Annotated in this window: 22 protein-coding genes; 13 read left to right on the forward strand and 9 right to left on the reverse strand. The window is 72.2% G+C overall.

Annotated elements, in window-relative coordinates:
- Positions 1 to 68 precede the first annotated feature (68 nt).
- The 4 genes from ACFWJW_RS19235 (at position 69) to ACFWJW_RS19250 (ending at position 3,078) form a co-directional block, all read left to right on the forward strand.
- Positions 69 to 827, forward strand: coding sequence for a DeoR/GlpR family DNA-binding transcription regulator (locus ACFWJW_RS19235; RefSeq protein ID WP_387242384.1), 759 nt, complete (start codon positions 69 to 71; stop codon positions 825 to 827).
- A 4-nt stretch (positions 828 to 831) separates the two neighbouring features.
- Positions 832 to 1,440, forward strand: a complete 609-nt coding sequence (locus tag ACFWJW_RS19240) for an HAD family hydrolase (protein WP_387242386.1) — start codon at positions 832 to 834, stop codon at positions 1,438 to 1,440.
- 233 nt (positions 1,441 to 1,673) lie between these two features.
- Positions 1,674 to 2,384 carry a DUF998 domain-containing protein gene (locus ACFWJW_RS19245; protein ID WP_387242388.1) on the forward strand — a complete coding sequence of 237 codons (711 nt, stop codon included), beginning with the start codon at positions 1,674 to 1,676 and terminating at the stop codon, positions 2,382 to 2,384.
- Between the two features lie 220 nt (positions 2,385 to 2,604).
- A complete protein-coding gene (locus tag ACFWJW_RS19250) occupies positions 2,605 to 3,078 on the forward strand; it encodes a carboxymuconolactone decarboxylase family protein (RefSeq protein WP_387242390.1) in 474 nt (157 codons plus the stop codon).
- A 25-nt stretch (positions 3,079 to 3,103) separates the two neighbouring features.
- Here the strand turns inward: ACFWJW_RS19250 and ACFWJW_RS19255 are convergent, their stop codons facing one another.
- Entirely contained in the window at positions 3,104 to 3,751 is a 648-nt protein-coding gene (locus ACFWJW_RS19255; RefSeq protein ID WP_387242392.1) for a cysteine hydrolase, read from the reverse strand.
- Between the two features lie 213 nt (positions 3,752 to 3,964).
- Between ACFWJW_RS19255 and ACFWJW_RS19260 the strand changes: the two genes are divergently transcribed.
- The 3 genes from ACFWJW_RS19260 to ACFWJW_RS19270 all read left to right on the forward strand — a co-directional run bounded on the left by ACFWJW_RS19260 (position 3,965) and on the right by ACFWJW_RS19270 (position 7,611).
- Positions 3,965 to 4,429 carry a pyridoxamine 5'-phosphate oxidase family protein gene (locus ACFWJW_RS19260; RefSeq protein ID WP_387242395.1) on the forward strand — a complete coding sequence of 155 codons (465 nt, stop codon included), beginning with the start codon at positions 3,965 to 3,967 and terminating at the stop codon, positions 4,427 to 4,429.
- 226 nt (positions 4,430 to 4,655) lie between these two features.
- The gene (locus ACFWJW_RS19265) at positions 4,656 to 6,116 is read left to right on the forward strand and encodes an acyl-CoA synthetase (protein WP_387242398.1); all 1,461 of its coding nucleotides are present in this window, start codon (positions 4,656 to 4,658) and stop codon (positions 6,114 to 6,116) included.
- Positions 6,109 to 7,611 carry a carboxyl transferase domain-containing protein gene (locus tag ACFWJW_RS19270; RefSeq protein WP_387242473.1) on the forward strand — a complete coding sequence of 501 codons (1,503 nt, stop codon included), beginning with the start codon at positions 6,109 to 6,111 and terminating at the stop codon, positions 7,609 to 7,611. Before ACFWJW_RS19265 ends, ACFWJW_RS19270 begins: the two co-directional genes overlap by 8 nt.
- Before the next feature lie 31 nt (positions 7,612 to 7,642).
- On the opposite strand, the gene ACFWJW_RS19275 is transcribed toward ACFWJW_RS19270, so the two are convergent.
- Positions 7,643 to 8,551: a LysR family transcriptional regulator gene (locus ACFWJW_RS19275; RefSeq protein WP_387242401.1), complete on the reverse strand. Its 909-nt coding sequence runs from the start codon at positions 8,549 to 8,551 to the stop codon at positions 7,643 to 7,645.
- Between the two features lie 74 nt (positions 8,552 to 8,625).
- Here ACFWJW_RS19275 and ACFWJW_RS19280 point away from each other — a divergent pair, with 74 nt between their 5' ends.
- On the forward strand, positions 8,626 to 9,741 hold the full coding sequence (locus tag ACFWJW_RS19280; protein ID WP_387242404.1) for a DMT family transporter: 1,116 nt from the start codon (positions 8,626 to 8,628) through the stop codon (positions 9,739 to 9,741).
- A 424-nt stretch (positions 9,742 to 10,165) separates the two neighbouring features.
- Here the strand turns inward: ACFWJW_RS19280 and ACFWJW_RS19285 are convergent, their stop codons facing one another.
- Complete coding sequence (locus ACFWJW_RS19285; protein ID WP_387242408.1) at positions 10,166 to 11,497, reverse strand: aminotransferase class I/II-fold pyridoxal phosphate-dependent enzyme; 1,332 nt, start codon at positions 11,495 to 11,497, stop codon at positions 10,166 to 10,168.
- Positions 11,498 to 11,520: 23 nt separating this feature from the next.
- On the opposite strand from ACFWJW_RS19285, the gene ACFWJW_RS19290 reads away from it, so the two are divergent.
- Positions 11,521 to 12,198 carry a pyridoxamine 5'-phosphate oxidase family protein gene (locus ACFWJW_RS19290; protein WP_387242411.1) on the forward strand — a complete coding sequence of 226 codons (678 nt, stop codon included), beginning with the start codon at positions 11,521 to 11,523 and terminating at the stop codon, positions 12,196 to 12,198.
- 9 nt (positions 12,199 to 12,207) lie between these two features.
- Positions 12,208 to 12,864 carry an FMN-binding negative transcriptional regulator gene (locus ACFWJW_RS19295; protein WP_387242414.1) on the forward strand — a complete coding sequence of 219 codons (657 nt, stop codon included), beginning with the start codon at positions 12,208 to 12,210 and terminating at the stop codon, positions 12,862 to 12,864.
- Positions 12,865 to 12,945: 81 nt separating this feature from the next.
- Here ACFWJW_RS19295 and ACFWJW_RS19300 read toward each other — a convergent pair whose 3' ends face one another.
- The 3 genes from ACFWJW_RS19300 to ACFWJW_RS19310 form a co-directional block, all read right to left on the reverse strand.
- Complete coding sequence (locus ACFWJW_RS19300; protein ID WP_387242417.1) at positions 12,946 to 13,923, reverse strand: DMT family transporter; 978 nt, start codon at positions 13,921 to 13,923, stop codon at positions 12,946 to 12,948.
- Positions 13,924 to 14,137: 214 nt separating this feature from the next.
- The gene (locus tag ACFWJW_RS19305) at positions 14,138 to 15,232 is read right to left on the reverse strand and encodes a DMT family transporter (protein WP_387242420.1); all 1,095 of its coding nucleotides are present in this window, start codon (positions 15,230 to 15,232) and stop codon (positions 14,138 to 14,140) included.
- 115 nt (positions 15,233 to 15,347) lie between these two features.
- A complete protein-coding gene (locus tag ACFWJW_RS19310) occupies positions 15,348 to 15,878 on the reverse strand; it encodes a Clp protease N-terminal domain-containing protein (protein WP_387242423.1) in 531 nt (176 codons plus the stop codon).
- 292 nt (positions 15,879 to 16,170) lie between these two features.
- On the opposite strand from ACFWJW_RS19310, the gene ACFWJW_RS19315 reads away from it, so the two are divergent.
- Positions 16,171 to 16,599 carry an SRPBCC family protein gene (locus tag ACFWJW_RS19315; protein WP_387242426.1) on the forward strand — a complete coding sequence of 143 codons (429 nt, stop codon included), beginning with the start codon at positions 16,171 to 16,173 and terminating at the stop codon, positions 16,597 to 16,599.
- 59 nt (positions 16,600 to 16,658) lie between these two features.
- On the opposite strand, the gene ACFWJW_RS19320 is transcribed toward ACFWJW_RS19315, so the two are convergent.
- Positions 16,659 to 17,300 carry a PadR family transcriptional regulator gene (locus tag ACFWJW_RS19320; RefSeq protein WP_387242429.1) on the reverse strand — a complete coding sequence of 214 codons (642 nt, stop codon included), beginning with the start codon at positions 17,298 to 17,300 and terminating at the stop codon, positions 16,659 to 16,661.
- A gap of 197 nt (positions 17,301 to 17,497) precedes the next feature.
- Here ACFWJW_RS19320 and ACFWJW_RS19325 point away from each other — a divergent pair, with 197 nt between their 5' ends.
- Positions 17,498 to 18,319 carry a PhzF family phenazine biosynthesis protein gene (locus ACFWJW_RS19325; protein ID WP_387242432.1) on the forward strand — a complete coding sequence of 274 codons (822 nt, stop codon included), beginning with the start codon at positions 17,498 to 17,500 and terminating at the stop codon, positions 18,317 to 18,319.
- Between the two features lie 101 nt (positions 18,320 to 18,420).
- On the opposite strand, the gene ACFWJW_RS19330 is transcribed toward ACFWJW_RS19325, so the two are convergent.
- Positions 18,421 to 19,230 (reverse strand): CPBP family intramembrane glutamic endopeptidase, encoded by an 810-nt coding sequence (locus ACFWJW_RS19330; RefSeq protein ID WP_387242434.1) that lies wholly within the window; start codon positions 19,228 to 19,230, stop codon positions 18,421 to 18,423.
- A gap of 193 nt (positions 19,231 to 19,423) precedes the next feature.
- Here ACFWJW_RS19330 and ACFWJW_RS19335 point away from each other — a divergent pair, with 193 nt between their 5' ends.
- Positions 19,424 to 21,211 (forward strand): substrate-binding domain-containing protein, encoded by a 1,788-nt coding sequence (locus ACFWJW_RS19335; RefSeq protein WP_387242437.1) that lies wholly within the window; start codon positions 19,424 to 19,426, stop codon positions 21,209 to 21,211.
- Between the two features lie 43 nt (positions 21,212 to 21,254).
- Here the strand turns inward: ACFWJW_RS19335 and ACFWJW_RS19340 are convergent, their stop codons facing one another.
- Entirely contained in the window at positions 21,255 to 22,808 is a 1,554-nt protein-coding gene (locus ACFWJW_RS19340) for a glutamate-cysteine ligase family protein (RefSeq protein WP_387242440.1), read from the reverse strand.
- Positions 22,809 to 22,915: the final 107 nt, after the last annotated feature.

Genomic DNA, 22,915 nt, shown 5'->3' on the forward strand with positions numbered 1-22,915 from the left:
CGAACATAGCGAACAAGTTCAGCTTTCGAAAGGTTGCCATTCGAACGCGATCAATGTTCAATCTGGCTATGGCTGGCACAGATCGACTGAGGCAGATCACTGAAGCGGTGCGGACGGCGGGCAGTATCGGCGTCGCGGAGCTGGCCGGGCTCACCGGCGCTTCCGAGATGACCATCCGCCGTGACCTGGAAGTCCTGGCTTCCCAGGGGGTACTTGAGCGCTATCGCGGAGGCGCGAGGAGCCTGCTGCTGCGCGGCGAGGAACCGCCGTTCGCCCTGCGGGCGCAGGAAGGGACGGAGGTCAAGCGGCGCATCGCCGTCGAGGCCGCCCGCCTGGTGGCCGACGGAGAGTCCGTGGTCCTCGACAGCGGCACCACCTGCCTGGAGGTGGCCCGGACGCTGGCGCACCGCCGGCTGACCGTCATGCCGCTCTCCCTGCACGCGGTGAACGCGCTGGCAGAGGCCCCGCAGCTGACCCTGCTGATCCCCGGCGGCCGGCCCCGGCCGGGCGAACTGGCACTGACCGGCCCCCTGACCCAGGCATCCCTGTCCGCCCTGCGCTTCGACACCGCGATCATCGGCTGCTGCGGACTGACCGCCGAAAACGGCCTGACCGCCTACGACTTGGACGATGCCGCCGTCAAACGTGCCGCGATCGCCGCTTCCCGTCGCGTGATCGCCGTCGCGGAGGCCGCCAAACTCTCCCGCACCGCCCTCGCGTTCGTCGCCCCCGCCCCCGCCCTGCACGCGGTCGTCACCGATGACTTGGCACCGGACGACCAGACCGAGCACCTCACCGCGGCGGGCGTCACCGTACGGAAGGTGTAACCACATGACAGCCGTGCTCTTCGACCTTTTCGGCGTCATCGCACGCCCCCAGTCCCCCGAAGGCAAGGACCGGCTGGTGCGGACGGCGGGCGTGTCCGCACCGGCCTTCTGGGACGCCTACTGGGCGCTGCGCCCGCCGTACGACCGCGGAGAGATCCGTGGGCCCGGCTACTGGCGCCAGGTGGCCGACTCCCTGGGCACTCACTTCGACGACCACCGGATCGCAGAGCTGATCGAGGCCGATATCGCCGGCTGGAGCGCCGTCGACGACACCATGGTGGCCCTCGTCGAAGAGCTCGCGGCACAGGGGCGGCGCCTCGCGCTGCTCTCCAACATCCCCGAGGAGCTGGCGAGTTACTACCAGGCACGGCATGCCTGGCTCAACCACTTCCAGGTATGTGCCTTCTCCTGCCGCATCGGTCACGCCAAGCCCGAGCCGGACGCGTACCGGTGGTGCGCGCAGGCCCTGCGCGAGGAACCGGACCGCATCCTCTTCGTCGACGACCGCCGGGAAAACGTGCGGGCCGCCGAGGCGCTCGGCATGCGCGGCCACCTCTTCACCACCTCAACCCGGCTGAGGGAACACCTCGCTCAGGCGGAAGCCGCGCGCTGAGATACCCCCCTCCCCGAAAAGGCGGCTCACCGCTCCACCCCAGCTCGGCGCCGCAAGGGAACGGCCGTCGGCTGTTCGGGTGAAGGGTGGCGATGTCAGAGATGCGTACGTGCAGGTTCGGGCAGCAACCACAGGGAGCTTGTTTTTGCGCGCTGTGGTGGCCGACCGACGGACAGCGTTTCGGCGATACGTGAGGAGGGTGCGGTGTCCGCTTCCACTTCCGTTCGGTACCGGTGAGGCCGCGGCCGACGCGCAGGACGGCTGCGGCAGGGCTGCTGCTGGCGGCGTCGGTGGTTTACAACGACTGGGTGCTCCAGTTCTTCCTGCCCACGGGGCTGCACCAGCGGGACTCCTACGTCAGCGAGCTGTTCGCCGCCGACCAGCCCTACCGGGTCCTGTTCAGCCTCGTAGAGATCGCTTGCGCAGGGCTGGTGGTGACCGGTGGAGCCCTCGTATGGAGCATGCTGCCCGGGCGCTGGGCCTCCGCCGGGGGCGCCGCCACCGTAGCTTTCGGGGTGTTCTCCATCACCGACGTGCTGCTGCCCCTGCGCTGCGCACCCTCCGTGGAACGCGGCTGTCCGGAGGGCACCCTCTGGCACACCACCACAAGCGGCATGGTGCACTTCACCCTTTTCGCCTCCATGGCTCTCTTCATCACCGCCTCCCGACGCGGCCACCCGCCCTTGGACCTCGTGCGCCGTTGGGGACCGTGGCTCTTGGCGGTCTCCATGACTGCCGCCATCCTTACGGTCGGCCCCTTCTTCGGACACCCGGGAGGCCATGGCCTGGCCCAGCGCATCCATCTGACCTCCGTCGGAGCGTGGTTCGCGCTATTGGCCGTGGCGATTTTCCGCTACGGGGAGGGGGACGAACCTCCTTCTTGCCGGCAGGGTGACGTCGGGGAACCGAGCCGTGCCAAGCGATGTCGCTCGCTCAGGCGCTGAGGACGCTGGATGGGCGGTTCGGGTCGCCCGGTTGCAAGCGGTCTGAGCCTTGGGCAAGCCAACTGGCCGGTGGTTTACGGCGGTGCCGGGCTCGGGCAAAGCAGGACGCAGCATCCCGGGCATGGAGGGCGACGACACCCCGTCCTCCCCCGCCCGTGTCACATCTCGTCAGGCTGTCCCGTCCAAGAGGTCAACAGCAACCACGACACAGGAGCACAGCATGAATGCTCGGTTGAACCTCATGGCCAGCCCGATCGCCGCCAAGACCATGAAGCACGTCATTGCTGCGGGCAAGGCGCTCGCGGACTCGACGCTGCCGTTCGCGACGCAGGAACTGGTGAAGCTCCGCGCCAGCCAGATCAATGGCTGCGCCGGCTGCATCGACATGCACACCAAGGAAGCCGCCGCCGGCGGGGAGACCTCGGTGCGCCTCAACCTGGTCGCCGTCTGGCGGGAGGCCACGGTGTTCACCAAAGCCGAGCGCGCCGCTCTGGAGCTGACGGAGCAGGGCACCCGTATCGCCGACGCGGCCGGTGGCGTCACGGATGAAGCCTGGGCGAATGCCGCCAGGTACTACGACGAGGAGCAGCTCGCCGCCCTGGTGTGCGCCATCGCCCTCATCAACGCCTTCAACCGGGGGAACGTCATCACCCAGCAGCCCGCCGGCGACTACCAGGTCGGCCAGTTCGGATAGCGAGGAGTGGAGGGGCGGCCGGGGCTCAGTGGCCGCGGCGGCGCCGGCTCCAGTGGGCCAGGACCTCATCGGTGGTCGTGACGATGGCGACCAGGGCGAGGGTGTGGCGGATCATCGCGGGGGTGTAGTCGGCAGGTACGCCCGCGATGGCGTCCGCGGGCACTACGGCCGTGTACCCGAGGTTGACGGCGTCGAAGACGGCGTTGGGGATGGCCACGTTCGCCGACACTCCGGTGACGACCAGGGTCCGGCACCCGAAATTGCGCAGCAGTGCGTCCACGTCGGTGCCGGCGATCGGCGAGAGGCCGTGCAGCCTGCGTACCACCAGGTCGTCGTCGGAGACGGGTATCGGCTCGGCGATATGGACCGCGGCGGATCCGGTGAGCTGTTGGACGGGCAGTCGTGCGGCCGCCTTGAACAGGCGGGCGTTGTGGCTGGCGCCGCGGCCGTCGGGGCGGCGCTCGGCGACCGCGTGCAGTACCTGGACGCCGGCGCCATGCGCCGCCGCCACCAGTCGGGCGACGTTCGCCAGCGCCCCCGACTCGCGGACCGCGTCGGCGAGTTCGGGCAGTGCGCTGTCCGGGCCGACCACCCCGCGCTGGCATTCGACGGTGAGCAGTACCGTCGCGGCCGGGTCCAGTTGACCAATGAGCCGTGCAGTGTCCGAAGGCATCGCAATCCCCTCTGGCGGGTCCGGTCCCCGTGGGTCGGATCCGGTCCCGACGGGCCCAGGGCCGGCGCCCCGGAAAGGCCGCCCGAGGTTAGCGGCCATTGCGTACATCAGGAAGAGCCCGCATCCTTTCTGACGCATAGTCAGAACTCTGGGGCGATGCCAGTTGACCGGGTCAGGGCCGCATGAGCGGCGCACGGCGGAGGGTGATGACGCATGGCCGACACACAGCGGCGCGGGCGCCGGATCATGATGACGCAGGGCGAGCTCGACGCCTTCCTGGCGGAGCAGCGCACCTGCCGGGTCGCCACGGTCGGTGCCGGCGGTGCGCCGCACATCGGGGCGCTGTGGTTCGTCTGGGACGGTACGGCGCTGTGGCTCTATTCGATCACCCGGAGCAAGCGGTGGGCCCAGCTGCGCAAGGACCCGCGGATCGCGGTGGTCGTCGATGACGGGCACGCGTACGGCGAGCTGCGCGGGGCCGAGCTGGCGGGCCGTGCGGAGTTCATCGGCGAGGCGCCGCGCACCGGCGAGCCGTGCTCCGAACTGGACGCCCCGGAGCGGCTCTTCGCGGAGAAGTACTTCGGGATGTCCGCGATGCCGCACGACGGCCGGCATGCCTGGCTGCGGCTGACGCCGGAGTCCGTCGCGTCGTGGGACTTCCGCAAGATCCCGGGGTGAGGGTGAGGGTGAGGGCACGGGCGCCGGGGGAGCCGTGGCCACGGCCGGCGGGGGGCCAGCCCAGGCGTGCCACCGCCAAAGCCGACGCCGACGCCGACGCCGACGCCGTGATGTCAGTGGTCTCTGCGAGAGTGGTGTCGGTCAGCCCGTTCCGTACCGGCAGGTGCGCGAGCGGGGCGGCCCGGCCGCGAGGTGGCCGGGTGCCGACGAGGACGAAGGAGATCCGGTGAACGTGCTCTTCCCCGCGCTGCGCGACGCTTCGCCCGCACCCGCGCTGCGCTTCGGCGATCGCAGCCTCAGCCATCGCGAGTTGGCTGCGGTGGCAGGCGTGCTCGCCGAGCGGATCGCCGGTGAAACCCGTATCGCCCTCTGGGCGACGCCGACGCTGGAGACCGCGGTCGGTGCGGTGGCGGCGCTGCTCGCCGGGGTGGCCGTGGTGCCGGTCAATCCGAAGATCGGTGAGAGCGAGCTGGCGCACATCGTGGCGGACAGCGTGCCCTCGCTCGTGCTGGCCGAGCCGGGCGCCGAGCTGCCGGGCCCGCTCGCCGCGCTGTCCCGTATCGACATCGAGGCCGCGGCGCCCTCCGAGGAGGCCGGGCCGGCCCCGCTGCCGAGTGAACCGGGCGATGAGGCGCCGGCCCTGATCGTCTACACGTCCGGCACGACCGGGCCGCCCAAGGGCGTGGTCCTCCCCCGGCGCGCCCTGACGCACACCCTCGACGCGCTGGCGGACGCCTGGCAGTGGACCGCCGACGACGTCCTGGTACACGCCCTGCCGCTCTTTCACGTCCATGGGCTGATCCTCGGCATCCTCGGGCCGTTGCGCCGCGGTGGCAGCGTTCACCACCTGGGCCGCTTCAGCACCGAGGCGGTGGCCCGGGAGCTCGCCGCGGAAGGCACGATGCTGTTCGGCGTACCGACGATGTACCACCGTCTGGCCGCCGAGGCGGGGCAGAATCCCTCGCTCGCCAAGGCACTCTCCCGGGCCCGGCTGCTGGTCTCCGGCTCGGCCGCGCTGCCGCTGACCGATCATGAGCGGATCACGGCGGCCACCGGCCGACGGGTGATCGAGCGCTACGGCATGACGGAGACGCTGATGAACACCAGCGTCCGGGCGGACGGGCCCGATGCGGCGGGCACGGTCGGGGTGCCCCTCCCGGGGGTGTATGTCCGGCTCGTCGACGACGCGGGCCGGGCCATCGAGGCGAACGACGCCGACACGGTCGGCGAGATTCAGGTCCGCGGCCCGAACCTCTTCGTCGAGTACCTCAACCGCCCCGATGCCACCGCCGCGGCCTTCGACGGGGGCTGGTTCCGCACCGGCGACATGGCGGTCCGCGACGCCGCCGGCAATTACCGCATCGTGGGCCGTAAGGCCACCGATCTGATCAAGAGCGGTGGCTACAAGATCGGCGCGGGCGAGATCGAGAATGCGCTCCTGGCTCACCCGGGTGTCGCCGAGGCCGCCGTCACCGGCGCTCCGGACGAGGACCTCGGCGAGCGGATCGTCGCCTGGATCGTGACGGCGACCGGTCCGGACGCCGGCCCGGCGCCCTCCGCGGAGGAACTCGCCGACCATGTCGCACGCCAGCTCGCACCGCACAAACGCCCCCGCACCGTGCACTTCCTGGACGCCCTGCCGCGCAACGACATGGGCAAGATCCTCAAGCGTGAACTCCATGCGTAGCGGCGGAAGCGGGGGCGCCGGGGACCGGGAGGCGGTCTCCGGAGAGGCCGACGGCCGTCGTGGTGGCGACGGTGCCGCGCCCGGCGAACGGACTCCGGGCAGCAGCGCCGGCGCCGCGACGTTGCCGTGCGCCCGGCTGACCGCCCGTCAAGCCATCGCGGCGGTGGCGGACACCTACAGCGAGGCGGCCGTGCCGGACGGTCGTGGCGCCGCGCCCGGGGCGTCATCCGCGCCGGACGGGCCCCTCGGCTGGCACGGTTACGACGACGCGCGGGCCCGCGCCCGGGAGCGGACCGGCGAGGACGAGTCGGTGGTCACCGCCCTGGCCACGATAGGCGGCCGGGAAACGGTCGTGCTCTCCTTCGAGTTCCGCTATCTGGGCGGCTCCCTGGGCGAGCGCACCGGCGACCGGCTGGAGGCCGCCTACGCCCATGCGCGTGCGCACGGTCTGCCGGTCGTCTCGCTGATCGCCACGGGCGGCAGCCGGATGCAGGAAGGGATGCGCGCGCTGACCCAACTCCAGCGGGTGGCACGGCAGTCGGCGCTGAACCGCGCCGCGGGGCTCCCGCAGCTCGCCGTGCTGCGCGATCCGACGACCGGCGGCGGCTGGGCCACCCTGGGCGCGGCCGCCGATGTGATCCTCGCGCTCCCCGGGGCGCAGGTCGGCTTCGCGGGCTCGCGGGTGCGTCCCCCGGATGCCGACCCCTCCGCCTACACCGCCGAGGGGCAGCTGGCCGCCGGCCACATCGACGCCGTCGTCCCACCCGACCGGCTACGGGGCACGCTCCAGCGGTGGCTGCAACTACTCGCAGCGCCAGGGGAGTTGGGCACATCCACGACGGAGCCGGCGCCCCCGCCGGAGGCACTCGGCCCACCCGAGCTGCCGGAGACGGGCTGGGGTGCGGTGGTCCGTGCCCGCGCCTCCGGGCGGCCGCGCGCCGAGGCGTACCTGTCTGCCTATTTCGACGACCGGGAGGAGATCAGCGGCGACCGCTGCGGCGGCGTCGACCCCGGGATACGGTGCGGATTCGGTCGCCGTCAGGAGCGCACCATCGCCTTCGCCGCCCAGTGCGGCACGGCCACCCGCCCGGCCGGGTTCCGTACCGCCGCGCGGCTCGTCCGGCTCGCCGACCGGCTCGGCATCCCGGTCCTCACCCTGGTGGACACACCGGGCGCCGCCAACGACGCGGCGGCCGAGCGTGCCGGTGCCGGGGCCGCCATCGCCGACACCTTCGCGGCGCTCGCCACCGCCCGGGTGCCCGTCACCTCCCTGCTCATCGGCGAAGGCGGTTCGGGCGGCGCACTGGCCCTGGCCGCACCGGACCGGCTCTGGGCCACCCCGGACAGCTACTTCTCCGTGATCGCCCCGGAACTGGCCGCGGCCATCCTCAAACGCGACGCGACGCAGATCCACCAGACCGCGGACCAACTCCGCATCCGCCCACAGGACTTGCTGGACCTGGGCGTCATCCGCGGCATCGTCCCACCGGCCTGAGAAGAACCGGGGGCCGCCGACGGTGGCCGCCTCAGGAGCCCTCCAGGTTCTTCCCGGCCATGCGGAGCGCCCCCACGGCGGCCCGGATCGAGGGCCTGCGGTCGGCATCGGCGCGCCAGATGGCATAGACATGGCGGCGCATCGTATGGCGTACGGGCACCACGCTCACGCCCTCCGGCACCGGCCCCCGGCCGAGGCGCGGAGCCACCGCGACGCCCAGTCCCGCCGCGATCAGGGCGAGCTGGGTGCCGTGCTCCTCCGCCATGTGCGCGACCCGCGGCTCAATGCCCTTGCTGCGCAGCGTGAACATCAGCCACTCATTGCAGAACTCCCCCTGGGGCCAGGAGATCCACTCATCGTCGGCGAACTCCTCCAGCTCAACGGACCGCCGCTGGGCCAGCGGATGGGCCGACGGCATCGCCACATCGGCGGGATCGTCCAGCAGCGGGGCCTTCGCCAGCCCGTCGGGCAGGGACAGTGGCCGGTTGTACCAGTCCAGGACGACCGCCAGATCGATGTCGCCGCGCACCACTCCACGGACCGACTCGTCCGGCTCCATCTCCGTCAGCCGCGCCCGCAGCTGGGGGTGCTCGGCGCGGAGGGTGACGAGCGCGGCCGGGAAGAGCCCGCGGGCGGCGGTGGGAAAAGCGCCCAGCCGCAGCTCGCCCACCGCCTGGCCGCGATGCGCTTCCAGCTCGGCCTGGGCCAGCTCGACCTGCGAAAGGATGCGCGTCGCATGATCGGCGAGCAGCCGTCCGGCGTCGGTCAGCCGCACCCCGCGCCCGTTCTTCGCCAGCAGCTGCTGCCCGGTCTCCCGCTCCAGCTTGGCGATCTGCTGCGAGACGGCCGAGGTCGTCACATGCAGCCCGTCGGCGGCCGCGCTCACCGAGCCATGGCGGGCGACCGCGCTCAGCGTCCGTAGGCGATCAAGGTTCAACATATAAGCAATGCTAAGCGATACCCGCCACGAATTCTCGCTTGTGCTACGAAGTTGTGCGCCGCATCGTGGACCTCATGAGCACCGCCACCGGCGCACCCACCGCCTCCGCCAACACCACCAACAACCCTCCGGCCGCAACTGCGTGCGCCGCGGCCGACAAGCACGCCGCGACCACCGCGACCACCGAAGCCGCCTCACTCCGCGCCACCACGGCGGCCACCGCAGCCGCCTCGCGCCGCGCCACCACCGCGACCGCGGCCCCGAAGGCCGGCGGCCGGGCCCGCGGCTGGCAGCTCCGCTTCGCCGTCCTCTCCCTCGTCTGGGGCTTCAGCTTCCTCTTCATCAAGGTGGGCACCCAGGGCTTCGCCCCACTACAGGTGACCCTGGGCCGGGTCGGGTTCGGTGCGCTGGTGCTGCTGGCCGTCCTCGCCGTCAAGCGCGAGCGGCTCCCCCGGTCCGCCCGTACCTGGGCCCATCTGGCCGTGGCCGCGTTCTTCCTCAATGCGCTGCCGTTCTCCCTCTTCGCCTACGCCGAGCTGACCATCCCCTCCACGCTGGCCGGCATCTGCAACGCCACCTCACCGCTGTGGGGCATGGCGCTGTCGGTCGTCGCGCTCTCCGAGGACCGCCCCACCCGGCGCCGGGTGGCGGGCCTGGGCCTCGGGTTCCTCGGCGTACTCACCGTGCTCGGCGCCTGGCAGGGCTTTGCCGGCACGGATCTGACCGGCACCGTGATGGCGCTGAGCGCCTCGCTCAGCTACGCCGTCGGCTGGATCTATGTCCGCCGCACCCTGGCGGGCGTCCCGCACTCCCACCTGTCCATGTCCAGCGCCCAGCTCCTGCTGGCCACCGCCCAACTGGCCGTGGTCACACCGCTGTTCACCACCGCACCGACCAGCTACCCGATCATCCCGCTGCTCGCCGTCTTCGCCCTGGGCGCCCTGGGCACCGGCCTCGCCTTCCTCATCCAGTACGGTCTGGTCGCCGAGATCGGCCCCACCACGGCGCAGATGGTCACCTACTTCATCCCCGTGATCGCCACCGCGGCCGGCGTGGCACTCCTGCACGAACAGCTCAGCTGGAACACCCCGGTCGGCGCCCTCATCGTCCTGGCCGGCGCCGCCCTCACCCAGAGCAGGCCCCGCCCGAACCGGCCGGCACCCCCGCGGACCGACACGACCTCTGCCTGACGACACACCTACGCCTGGCCCTCGGACCTTGAGCTTCGAGCCTCTGAGCCCCGCGAGGGCGCTGAGCCCCGCGAGCGCCCTGAGCCTCCGAGCCCGAGTTCCGAGTCCTAGGCTTCAGCCCCCCGAGTCCCGCCTCGGGGGCTCCCCCTCCCCACCCCGCCCCTCGCCCCTCGCCCCTCGCCCCTCGCCCCGCGACGCCATACCGGGGGACTCCGCCCCACGCCCCACGCCCCACGCCCCAGCATCAACGGCTCGCCCCCCTACGGCAGTTGCACGCCCATGAGCTGCCCCGCAGTCCGGCCGCGGCCCTGCTCACGGAGGCCCGAAGGGGCATCACAGAGGCACCCCACGCCCCCGCGCAGCGCCCAACCACTCAGCCCTCCCCACCGCCCGCACCCCTCCCCCTCACTCATACGGCCACCCCTCACTCATACCGCCGCGCCTCCCCCACCCCCGTCGCCGAGGCAATGGCGTCCGCCACCGGGACGATGTCGTCATCGGAGAGACTGGAGACAGTGAGGCGGATGCCGGGTGGTGAGTGCAGGCGGAAGCGTGCGCCAGGTGCCACCGCCCAGCCGGCGTGCAGGAGGCGGGCCACCGCGCCGGTCTCATCGGGGACCGGTACCCAGACGTTCATACCGCTGCGGCCGCGGGCCCGGACTCCGCGCTCCGCCAGCTCCCGTATCAGCCCGTCCCGCCGTCGGCCGTACGCCGCGGCCACCGCTTTCGGGTCGATCGCGGAGGTCCGCCACAGGTGGGTGACCGTGTCCTGGAGCAGATGGCTGATCCAGCCCGGCCCGAGACGCTGACGGCCGCGCACCCGGTCGATGGTCAGCGCATCGCCGGTGAGCACGGCAAGCCGCAGATCCGGGCCGTACGCCTTGGCCGTCGAACGGACCAGGACCCAGTGGTCGGTCACCCCGGAGAGCGGATGGAGCGGGAGGTCGACGATGCCGTGCCCGTGGTCGTCCTCGATGAGGAGGAGGTGGGGGTATTCGGCCAGGAGGGTGCGGAGTTCGGTGGCGCGGGCGCGGTCGATGGCGGCGCCGGTGGGGTTCTGCGCCCGGTCGGTGACGACGACGGCACGGGCACCGTCCTGGATCGCGCGCGCCAACTGCTCCGGCAGCGGGCCCTCGTCATCCACTCCCACCGGAACGGGACGCAGCCCGAGTGCCGGGATGAGGTCCAACAGGCTGCCCCACCCCGGGTCTTCCACCGCCACGGCGTCGCCGGGCCGCAGATGGGCGGCCAGCACCCGCTCTATGGCGTCGAGCGAGCCGCTGGTGACGGCGACGGGCGCTTCCGGCACCCCGTCGGCGGCGAACGCCGCGCGGGCGAGAGCGGCCAGGTCGTCGTCCACGGCCGGTGTGCCGTAGAGCACGGGGCGCCGCGCACTGCGCGCGGCGGCCTCGGCCAGGGCCCGTTCGAGCGGGGGCAGCAGGGAGGGATCGGGGTTTCCGTCGGAGGCATCCCGGACGCCCGGCGGCACCTCCACCCGCAGCGCCTCACGTGAGGTGCTCGCCGGGCGCGGGCGCACCCGGCTGCCGCGCCGGCCCGCGGTCTCGATCACCCCTCGGTCACGGAGGGAGCGGTATGCCGCCGCGACCGTATTCGGATTGACCTCGAGATAGACGGCCAACTCCCGCAACGGGGGCAGGACTTCGCCCGGTTGGAGCCGGCCCGCACCGACAGCCCGCTCGACGCTGGCGGCAATCTCCGATGCGCGCCGCCCTTCGATCAGATACTCTCCTAGCACAAACTTGATTATGCACTAGTGCAATGGAGATCGCAATGGCCCGAGCCGAGTCGTACGAACCGACCGAGCGCACGACCCCCACCCGCGCCCGCGGCCGCGCCGCCTACGACCACGACACGGTGCACGCCATCCTCGACACGGGTTACGTCTGCCATCTGGGCTTCGTCCGCGACGGTTCCCCGGTCGTCCTCCCGACGCTCTACGGCCGGGTCGGCGACCGCCTCTATCTCCACGGCTCCACGGGATCCCGCCCACTGCGGATGACGGGCGCGGCACCGGACCCCGGTCTCGAGGTGTGTGTGACGGTCACCCATGTCGACGGTCTGGTACTGGCCAGGTCGGCGTTCCACCACTCCATCAACTACCGCTGTGTCGTGGTGCACGGCACCGCACACCAGGTGACCGACGAGGGGGAGAAGACCACCGCGCTCGACGCGCTCGTCGATCATGTGCTGCCCGGGCGCGCCGCGGACTCCCGGCCGGGCAACGCCAAGGAACTGGCCGCCACTTCCGTGATCCGTCTCGACCTGCGCGAGGTCTCCGCCAAGATCCGCACCGGCGGCCCCAACGACGAGCCGGAGGATCTCGCGCTGCCGTATTGGAGCGGCGTCCTGCCCGTGGCACCCGTGTACGGCGCCCCCATACCCTCCGACGACCTCGCGCCCGGCACCCCCGAGCCGGCGTATCTCTCCGCCCGCTGAGGAGCCACCGTGCTGATCCACCCCTGGGACGCCCCCACCGAGGACGCCGAGTGGCAACAGTGGCTCACGGCCCACGACTTCGGTCAGCTGGCCGCCAATGGACGGCCCGGCGAACCACCGATGCTCCAGCCGCTGCACTTCGCCTACGACCCGGCCCGCCGCGAGGCCGTCACCCATCTCGCCCGGCCCCATCCCCTCTGGAGCGCGCTGGAGGACCGGCCGACGGTGCTGCTGAGCGTGGTGGACGACTACACCTTCATCCCCGGCCCCTGGCAGGCGGCCGAGGACCAGCCGCCCGAACACGGCGTCCCCACCAGCTTCTACGCCGCGGTCCAGCTGACCTGCACCGCCCATGTCGTGGACGACCCGGAGGAGAAGGCGGCGCTGCTGCGACGTCAGATGGGGCACTTCCAGCCGGACGGCGGCTCGGCACCGGTCGCGGCGGGGGCGGCTCCGTACGGACGGCTGCTGTCCGGCATCCGTGGTCTGCGCCTCGAAGTGCGGGAGGTCCGCGCCAAGTTCAAGTACGGGGGCAAGCGGAGCGAGGCCGTCCAGCACCGCGTCTCGGAGCGCCTCGCCGAGCGGGACGGCCCCGGGGACGCGGCGGCCCGCACCCACCAGCAGCGCAGACTGACCGCGGCCGCCAAGGGGAAGCCCGCTTCCTGATGGGCTCCCCTTGCCCCGCCGTTCCAAGGGGCCCGGACGTATGGGTGCCCGGCCGACCACCGCCGGCCGGGCACCCGCGCCTCAGCCCGCCACCGGCGCCGCCGACCGCGCGGCCGACACCGCCCCGCGCGCCTCCGTCACCGCCAGCGCGGCAACGGCCGTCAGCAGCACGCCCGTTCCGATCGCCGTCGCCATGGTGAGCCGCTCCCCGAGGAACAGCACCGCGATGGCCGCGGCCGACACCGGCTCGATCAGCGAGATCACGGACGCGGTCGCGGCGCATACGGCGGCCAGGCCCGCGAAGTACAGCCCATAGGCCAGCGCCGTCGGCACCGCCGCGATATAGGCCAGCAGGCACAGACTGCGGCCCAGATCGTGCGCCTGGGGCCACAGCCCCTCCACCGCCGCGAGCGGCAGCAGACACAGCGCGCCGACCGCGAAGGCGCTGACCGTCGAGGCGTACGGATCACTGCCGCCGCCCTTGCCCAGCCGCCGGGTGGTCAACGTCATCGCGGCGCAGCCGGCCGCCGACAGCAGGGCACAGCCCACCCCGGCAGGCCGGACGGTGGCACCGCCGTCGCCGCCGAGGACCAGGACCGCCAGCCCGGTCAGCGCCCCGGCGACGGCCAGGACTCCGCCCGCGCCGAGCCGTTCGCCCATCGTGACCCGCGCCCCGATGGCGATGAGGACGGGGCCCGCCCCCATGGTGACGACGGTGCCCACGGCCAGCCCGGTGGCTTCGACGGCGGCGAAGTAGGCGGCCTGGAAGACGGCGAGGGCGACGCCGGTCAGCACGATCCGGGCCAGACGCCGGCCGAGCGGCTCGTCCGGAGCGGGGACGGCGGCGGTGCGCGACCGGCGGCGCAGCAGCGCCCGTACGGCGAGCAGCAGGACCAGCCCGCCGAAGGTGCGCCAGAACGTGAGGGCGAGCGGGCCCAGTCCGCTGCCGCGGTAGAGGAGGGCGGCGGCCGCGCCCGCGGTGCCCCAGGCGGTCGCGGCGAACGTGACGTACAACAGCCCCCGGCCCACGGGAAGGGCGGAGGGAACAGTGGCATGCATGGGAGAGGTGCTCCGGGAAATCCAGGACGGCGTGCTACGCCGTGGAGTGGTCGCGTGGTCCCGTGTGCAGGCAGCGACAAGGGTCTGTCCGGCGCGTCAGGCCCGGACAGGCCCAGGCGGCTCAGGAATCAGCCCGAGCCGGGGGTTCCTCGGAGGCCGCCGCCCGCGTTACGCGGCGGGAGGGGGCAGCACGGTCGAATGCATGATCGATACCCTATGTCGCGGGGAAACCGGCCGACAAGTCGTCCCCGGTCCGGGCCGAGGACGCCGGGGCGGCCGGGGTCTCCGGGGCCCCGCTGCCCCCAACGGCGCTCGCGCCATCGCCCGCCCCCGCTCCGGCCACCCGTACGCTCTCCGTCGTCTTCGGCTTGGCCGACTGCGCGATGAAGGCACCGGTCAGCACCACCACCCCACCGACGATCTGCGGCGCGGAGAGGTGCTCGCCGAGCAGGACCCAGGCCAGCACCGTCGCGATGACGGCCTCCAGACAGGCGACCACCCCGGCCACCTGGGGCGAGAGCCGGCGGATCGACACCACACCGGTGAGGTAGGCCGCCACGGTCGCGATCAGCACGATCCAGGCGAGCAGCAGAACGGCGGGCACCTCGGTTCCGTTCATGTCCGCGCCGCCGCCGAGCACGGCCCAGTCCATGCCCCAGGGGCGGGCGATCGCGGTGAGGAGGACGGCGCCGATCAGCAGGCCGTAGGCGATCACCCCGAGCGGGTCCACCGCATCGTCGCCGTCGGAGCCGTGATCCGAGAGCACGAAGTAGCCGACCTGGCAGCAGGCCGCGCCGAGCGCGAGCGCGAGGCCGAGGACATCGAAACTCAGCCCGGACCAGACCTCGACGACACAGGCCAGCCCGCCGACGGCCAGCACCACGCCGACCGCCGCGGCCCGGGTGACCGGCCGTTTCTGAACGAAGCGGACCCAGCCCAGTACCAGGGCGGGCGACAGATATTCGATGAGCAGCGCGACCCCGACGGGAATACGGGAGAGCGCGGCGAAGTAGCACGCCTGGACGCCGGCGACGGCGAGCAGCCCGTAGCCGACGAGCAGCGCGGGCCGGCGGAGCAGCAGATTCCGGTGGCGCCAGGCGATCGGCAGCATGACGAGCGCCGCCCCGGCCACCCGCAGCCAGGTGACCTGAAGCGGTGCGAGACCGGCGGATATCAGGGGCTTGGCGGCGACGCCCGAACCGCCGAAGGCGAGCGCGGACAGCAGAGCGATACCGAGGCCGGCGCCGCGTCCGCCGGGCGCCCGACGGCGGCGCGCTCCAAGGGCGGGCGATGACTGCTGGGCCCCCATGGGCCCGGAGACTCCCTGGCCCGAGCCGGACGGTGCTGCTGCCGGGCTCCCCGAAGACGCGTGCATCCGGCCATCATGGCAGCCGTCGTCAGCAGTGCAACCCCCGAGACCCCTGTCAGTCCTGGCCGGGGCGCTCCGCGTCGAGACGGTGGGCGAGCCGGGCGGTGTCGACGGAGGCCCGGCGCAGCACCTCGACGGCCCGGGATTCCGGGTCGTCCACCAGAGCGGCGAGCAGGTCGAGGCAGCCCGCGCGGGTGGCGTAGCGGGCATGGGCGCGGTCCAGCGCGCCGTCCAGGGCGGCGGCCGCGGCCGGGGACCATCCGGGGACGGCACCTTCGGCGACCACGGGGACCGCGCCGGAGTCCTCGACGGTGCCGTGCCATTGGAGTCCGTAGCCGATGCTGCGCTGGACGAGATAGCCGAGCAGCCGTGCGACCTGCGGTCCGCCGTCGAAGGCGGCGCGTACGGCGGGATCCGATTCCAGGAGGCCGTGCAGCAGATGCGCGGTGTCGACCTGTCGGTCGCCATCCCGGGTGGCCCGCCTGCGGGCCGCGGATATGACCGACGCGAGCTCTACGGTGAGCCGGGTCTCAAGGTCCTCCGGGGCGGGGCTGTCGCCACCACTGTACGCAGTACGGTTTTGCACAGCACCCACCCCACCAGCCGCTGCGGACCGGAACATCACCGGCGGGAAGCATTTGCGTCTCCCACGCTGGTTGCGCACACCGCCACGCGATCTCATCCTCACGGAGGAGATGTGCGGGAATCATGAAGGTCTGACATATGGCGGCGACGTGACCGCTCACCGGCATCGGTGGGCCACCCACCCGAAAACTGACGGCCCATCAGCAAAGTGCGATCCGCGCTCTTGAACCTTCACCCCGGCGGGGCTACGTTCCGCGGCACCAGCCAGGGATCGTCACCGAAGGGGTGATCGCATGGCCGAAGTCACCGCGCAGGCCCGCATCGAGGCACCGGCCGCGAAGGTCTGGGAGCGACTCACCGACTTCGACTCCTACGGCGAGTGGAACGCCACCCACACCGCCTTCCCCAAGGGCGGCCCGGAATCGCTCCAGGTAGGCGCGGGCTACGAGGAGAACATGAAGCTGATGGGCTTCCCGGCGGAGGTCGCCTGGACCGTGCGGGAACTGGAGCCCGGCCGGCTGCTCGACATCGAGGGCGAGGGCCCGATGGGCGTCAGCCTGGGGATGCGCTACACCCTCACCCCGGACGGCGGGGCGACGGCCGTGCGGATCGACGGGACGTTCACCGGCGCCGCGGTCTCACTGATGGCGGGCAAGCTCAAGGACTCGGCGAGCGCCGCGCTGAACGAGTCTCTGCGCAGGCTCGCCGGCCTGGTCGCCTGACGCTTCGGGGGCCGCCCCTCGCCCCGGCCCCGAAGCCCTCACCTCCGTACACTCCGCGCTCAGTCCTCTTCGGCGAGGATCAGATACAGCTCCTTGCGGGCCTTGTTGACCACCGCCATGGCCTTCTCCCGCTGCTCGGGGGTGCCGGTGGCCCACACCTGCCGGAACGCCTCGACCAGGCCGCCGCCCGCCTTGCGGATCTCGTTCATCGCCTCCCAGTCGACGCCGCGGCCGGCGTCCTCCCAGGGGGCGTCCGAACCGCTGTCGGCCTCGGTGCGCCCGTCGTCGGTCAGCGAGAACAGCTTCTTGCCACCCTCACTGGCGCTGGCGATCAGCCCCTCGTCCTCCAGCAGCTGAAGCGTGGGATAGACGGAGCCGGGGCTGGGCTTCCACGCCCCGCCGCTGCGGTCGGCGATCTCCTGGATCATTTCGTAGCCGTGCATCGGACGGTCCTTGAGGAGCGCCAGGATCGAGGCGCGCACATCGCCGCGGCGCGCCCGGCCGCGCGGTCCGCCGCGCCCCCGGCCACCGCCGAAGGGCGGACCCCCGAAGGGCGGGCCGAACGGGCCGAAGGCCGAGCGCCGCCGCTCCCAGCCGCCCGCGAAGTCGCCGTGGCCGCCATGGCGGCCGGGTCCGCAGTGCCCATGCCGGTGCTCATGTCCGTGTTCTTGTCCTTGGGAACGCATGATGACGTCCTCCATCTCTCTATCGTTGATCGGTCGCGATGCTTCAACGATATATCGGGACTGTTCGTCGAAGCAAGAGCCTGCCGCATCCCGGCAGCGCCTCCAGAGCACACGGCAGGCCACCCGCACCGGCCACTGCGGCTCCGCTTCCGGTCCAGTTCCCCCGAATTGGCCTTGGCCTGCGGCTCTGTGGCATGCCTACGCTCGCGGCCATGAGGATTCGCATCGTCGACGCCTTCAGTGAGCGTCCCTTCGCCGGCAACCCCGCGGGAGTCGTACTCCTCGACTCCGGCGCCTTTCCCGATACGGCCTGGCTCCAGCGGGTCGCCACCGAGGTCAATCTCTCCGAGACCGCCTTCGCACACCCGCTGCCCGCGGGCGGTGACGCCGACTGGGCGTTGCGCTGGCTCACCCCCGCCGCCGAGGTGAACATGTGCGGGCATGCCACTTTGGCCACCGCTCACGTCCTGCACACCACGGGGACGGCCACCGGCACGGTCCGCTTCCGCACCCGCAGCGGGGTGCTGACCACGACGGCCGACGACCGCGGCGCGATCACCATGGACTTCCCGACCGCCCCGCTCACCCCCGTCGAGGTACCGCCGGTGGTCGCGGGCGCGCTGGGCACCGAGATCCGCTCCGCGCACGACACCGGCCCCGATGTCGGCGATCTCCTGGTCGAGCTGGCCGATGAGAAGTCCGTACGGGCGCTGGCCCCGGACCTCAAGGCGCTCGCCGGGCACGGCGGCCGCGGGGTGATCGCCACCGCGCGCGCCGAAGACCCGGACGGCGGCTACGACTTCATCTCACGCTGCTTCTTCCCCGGGATCGGCATCGACGAGGACCCGGTAACGGGCAGCGCGCACACCGCGCTCGCACCGTACTGGTCGGCGCGCCTGGGCCGTGTCTCCCTGGTCGGTCTACAGGGCGCCGCCCGCACCGGCTTCGTACGGACCGAGCTGCGCGGCGACCGTACGCTGCTGACCGGTTCGGCGGTCACGGTGATCGACGGGGAACTACTGGCCACCGACTGAACCGGCCCGCCCGGCGGCGCCCTTGGGGAGGCGCGGCAGGCACCGGCGGTGCCCCTGGGGAGGCGCGGACGGCACCGGCGGTGCCCCGCGCCTCCGCCTCCTCACGGCGTCGGCAGCCACCCCACCCGTCCGGCGAGCAGCGCATAGCCGACGAACGCCACGATGTCGATCAGCGCATGGGCGGCGACCAGCGGGCCGACCCGCCCCCACCGCCGGTAGAGCAGGACGAAGAGCATGCCCATCACCATGTTGCCGACGAAGCCACCGATGCCCTGGTAGAGGTGGTAGGAACCGCGCAGCACCGAGCTGGCCGCGAGTGCCGCGAGTGGCGACCAGCCCAATTGCCCCAGCCTGCGCAGCAGATACCCGACGACGATGACCTCCTCCAGGACGGCGTTCTGCACCGCGGAGGCGATCAGCACCGGGATCTTCCACCACACCGCGGGCAGCGCCTCGGGGACCACCGTCAGATTGAATCCGGCCGCCCGCGCGCCCAGGTACAGCAGCAGACCGCTGCCGCCGATGACGGCCGCCAGCGCGACCCCGCGGCTCAGGTCGAACCCGGGCCGCCGCCGGTCGAAACCGATCGCCCGCAGGCCGCCGGCCCGCTCCCGCAACAACAGATGCGCCACCAGCACCACGGGCACCAGTGCGCTCGCGATACCGAACAGCTGCCAGGCGAGATCCAGCCAGGGCCGGCCGGGCGCATGGGAGCCGTTGAGCGTCGCCGCCTGGTCCTTGAGACCACCGGGCTTGGTCACCGACCCGATGAAGCTGATCAGCGCCGATACCCCGCTGGCTCCCAGGGAAAGGGCCAGCACGATCCATGTCTCGCTCCGCAGAATGCTTCGGGACGGCTCCGCGAGGAGCCCGTCACCAGGCCCTTGACCTGGAACGTCCGCATCGGCCACGGGACTTGTATCCGACTGCACACTTCCTCCGCTTCCGCATTTACCACCTCGTCGCCGGCACCGCCCCGCTAGGGTCTCGGCAGCAGCTACGAAGATCGCGCACGACAGGCCGGGGACGGGCGCCATCCCGATGGCGCGTTTTCCCCTACCGGCGCATCCCGGTCGAGCTCCGAGAAGGAGAGGCGCTACCGCAATGGGACGACACAGCTTGCCCGACGGCTCCGCATCAGCGCGCACGGGGGCCCGCCGAGGTGCACGTCCCCGCGCACTCGTCCTCGCCACCGGCCTCGTGCTGACCGTCGCCGCCGGCACCGTCGTGGCGCTGGACAGCGGTCTGCTCCCGTTCGGCGGGCCGTGCGGCGGCGACGTGACCCGGCTCGATGTGGCCGCCTCGCCCGATATCGCCCCGGCGGTCAAAGCGGTGGCCAAGTCGGCGCGGGAGGAGGCGGCGCGTACCGACGGCAGATGTCTGGACGTCAGGGTCACCTCGCGGTCCGCCCACGAGATCGCCGACGCCTTCGGACAGCGGCCGGTCGACCCCGAATTCCAGGTCTGGATACCGGATTCGAGCCTCTGGGTGGACCGGGTCGGCGCGGAACGCGGCACTCCGCTGACCACCGCCGGCCTCCTCGCCTCGTCCCCGATCGCACTGGGCGCCGTCCCCCGGGCCGCCAAGTCGCTGGGCTGGCCGGAGAAGACCTACACCTGGACGGAACTGACCCGGGCCACGGCATCCGGCGACGCGCTGCACCTGGGCGTCGCCGACCCGTCCCGCAGCGCCACCGGACTGCTCTCCCTGGCCCGCATCAGCGCCGCCCACACCAAGCAGGCACCGGATCGCGTCACGGCGGACACCCGCACCGCCGCCACCGCGCGGCTGCTCAACCAGCGCGCCGCGGACGGCGACGGGCAGGCCCTGGCCACCCTGCCCCGCGACGGCTCCAGTGCCGAGCAGAGCAATCCGCGCCGCAACCAGGCGCTGCTGCTGTCCGAGCAGGCCGCCTTCACCCACAACACGCGCGCGGACGGCGGGCCGGATCTGGATCTGCTCTACCCCGAGGGCGGCACGGCCCGGCTCGACTACCCCTACACGCTGGTCGACAACAGCGAGACGGACCCGGAACGCTCCCGCGCCGCCAACCGCTTCCTGACCCTGCTGAGCGAGCCCGCCGGACAGCGTGCGCTACGCCGGCTCGGCTTCCGGGCCCCCACCGGGGAGGCGGAACCGAAGGTGGTCGAAGCGGCCGGCGGGCGCGCCCCCCAGCCGTACTCCGCCGCCCCCGCCGAGCCGCCGACGGCGAAGGAACTCCAGGCCCTGATGGGCATGTGGACGATCACGGTGCAAAGCGCCCGGCTCTCCACCGTCGTGGACGCCTCGGCGTCCATGGCCGCCCCGGTACCGGGCCACAGCGGCCGGTCCCGTATGGACCTCGCCAAGAATTCCCTCCTCCAGGCGCTGACGACATTCACGTCGGAGGACGAGATCGGACTGTGGAAGTTCGCCACCTCACTGGACGGCGACAAGGACTATGTCGAGCTCTCCCCCACCGAACGGCTCGGGGGCCGGGACAAGAACGGCAGCACCCACCGCGAAGCGCTCACCGCAGCCTTCGGCGCGCTGGCCCCGGAGCCGCAGGGCGCCACCGGCCTGTACGACACCACGCTCGCCGCGTACGAGAAGGCCCGCTCGGCCTATGCGAGCGGGAAGTTCAACGCGCTGGTCATCCTCACCGACGGCGCCAACGAAGACGCCCACGGCATCGGTCTCGACGCGCTGGTAAACAGGCTGGAGAAGCTCTCCGACCCGAAGCGGCCGGTGCCGCTGATCGCCCTCGCGATCGGCCCGGGGGCCGACACCTCCGCTCTCCAGCGCATCGTGGCTCCGACCGGCGGCTCGACGCACCGGGTCAGCGACCCGTCGCAGATCCACCAGGTGATGCTCAAGGCCATCATGGCGGCGGGCAGCAACGTACCCCGCTGAACGGCTCGCGGCCCCGGCCGGGGCCAGACTTTGACGACACGCCCTACGCCCCTTCCGTCGCCGCCTGCCGTGCTCCCGGTACGGCCGTACGCGCGGCGACCGGCCAGGCGACCGGCCAGGTGTGCACCGGCGTCCCGGTGTGCATCAGCTCGCTGTAGCGCCGGGTCATCGCGGCGAGCGCGGCGTCCCGGTCCAGGCCCTGGCGCCGGGCGTGGTGGAAGGCCGCGGCCTGCCAGGACGCCCCGTTCACCCGGCGCCGGCAGCGCTCGTCGATGATGCCGAGATAGTGGTCCCGGTCGGCCGGCTCCACCCCCCAGGCATCCAGCCCGCGGGCCGCCAGCGGCAGCAGCTCCTCGCGGACGAGCCGTACGGCCGGGATTTCGGCGGTACCGCCCGCCCGCCCGGGACGCGGCCACTCCAGGGCGGCCTCGATGCCGTACCGGCAGGCGGTGTCGAAGTTGCGGGCCGCGGCGGCGAACGGGAGCCGCGACCACACGGGGCGCGGCTCCTCGGCCAGGGCCCGCACCAGGCCGTAGTAGAAGGCGGTGTTGGCGATGACGTCCGTGACGGTGGGGCCGGCCGGCAGCACCCGGTTCTCGACCCTGAGGTGGGCGACGCCGTCCGCGACCGCGTAGACGGGGCGGTTCCAGCGGTAGACCGTGCCGTTGTGCAGGACCAGTTCGGCCAGGTCGGGTACCCCGCCCTCATCGAGGATCCGCAGCGGCTCCTGGGCCCCGCACACCGGCAGCAGCGGCGGGAAGTACCGCACGTTCTCCTCGAACAGGTCGTACGCGGAGTCGATCCAGCGCTCCCCGAACCAGGTGCGGGGGCGCACCCCTTGGGCTTGCAGCTCGGGCGAGCGGGTATCGGTGGCCTGCTGGAAGACCGGCGGCCGGGACTCCCGCCACAGCTCACGGCCGAACAGGAACGGCGAGTTGGCGCCGACCGCGACCTGTACCGCGGCGATGGCCTGTGCCGCGTTCCAGACAGCGGCGAAGCGGCCCGGTGTCACCTGGAGATGCAGCTGGACCGACGTACAGGCGGCTTCCGGGGCGATCGAGGGCGAGCGGGAGACCAGGTGCTCGACGCCGCGGATGTCCAGGGCGAAGTCCTCGCCGCGGGCGGCGCGCATCTGGTCGTTGAGCAGCACGTAGCGGTCGTTCTCGGAGAGGCTGGCGGCCGTGAGGTCGGTGGCGTGCAGCGTCGGCAGAATACCGATCATCACGATCCTGGCGGCGACCTCCCGGGCCTTCCTTTCCGCATAGCCGAGTCCCGTACGGAGTTCCTCGGCAAGCTGGTCCAGCACCCGGCCGCTCAGGCGGTGCGGCAGGATGTTGACCTCAAGGTTGCACTGGGCGAGTTCGGTCTGGAAATCACCGCTGGCGATGCGCTCCAGTACTTGAGAGTTCATCATGCGGGGCAGCCCGTCGGCGCCGGCAAGATTGAGTTCGATCTCCAGACCCATGAGATTCTTGGGCCGGTCGAACCTCTTCTCCACCAGGATCCTGTGCAATCCGTCAAGACAGTCGTGCAGCTTTCTTCGATAACGCTCCCGGTCCGCCAGGTCGATCCCGTCCGCGGCGACCTTCTCCCCCATCGAAGGGTCCCTCCTCGAGTGAACAGCCCGCGGCCACGGGCCGCTTGGGGCCGTCCCCGACACCGCCGGGGCTCGCGCTACGGTCGATGATGCCCCGGCAATCTGAT

It is taken from the genome of Streptomyces sp. NPDC127097 (assembly GCF_042724075.1).
In the GTDB taxonomy this organism is placed as follows: Bacteria; Actinomycetota; Actinomycetes; order Streptomycetales; family Streptomycetaceae; genus Streptomyces.